This is a genomic window from Cupriavidus sp. SIMBA_020, from assembly GCF_046535395.1.
Taxonomy (GTDB): Bacteria; Pseudomonadota; Gammaproteobacteria; order Burkholderiales; family Burkholderiaceae; genus Cupriavidus; species Cupriavidus campinensis.
Window position 1 is genome coordinate 1 of the sequence record NZ_JAWRWU010000384.1, and the last position, 283, is coordinate 283.

General features: G+C 65.4%; 1 pseudogene. It reads left to right on the forward strand.

The features are described 5' to 3' along the window. Positions 1–283, forward strand: a pseudogene (locus SB751_RS29700) (excinuclease ABC subunit UvrA); the annotation flags it as partial.

Genomic DNA, 283 nt, shown 5'->3' on the forward strand with positions numbered 1-283 from the left:
CCAGCCTGGCCGCGCACTACGAATTCGATATCGATGCGCCCTTCGAAGACCTGCCCGAAGCGCTGCGCGACAAGGTGCTGTACGGCTCGGGCGACGAGGAAATCTCGTTCCTCTACCTGAACGAAAAAGGCCGCAGCACCGTCAAGCGCCACACCTTCGAAGGCGTGATCCCGAACCTGGAGCGCCGCTGGCGCGAAACCGACTCGGCCACCGTGCGCGAGGAACTGGGCAAGTACCGCAACATCAAGACCTGCCCCGACTGCGGCGGCTCGCGCCTGCGGCC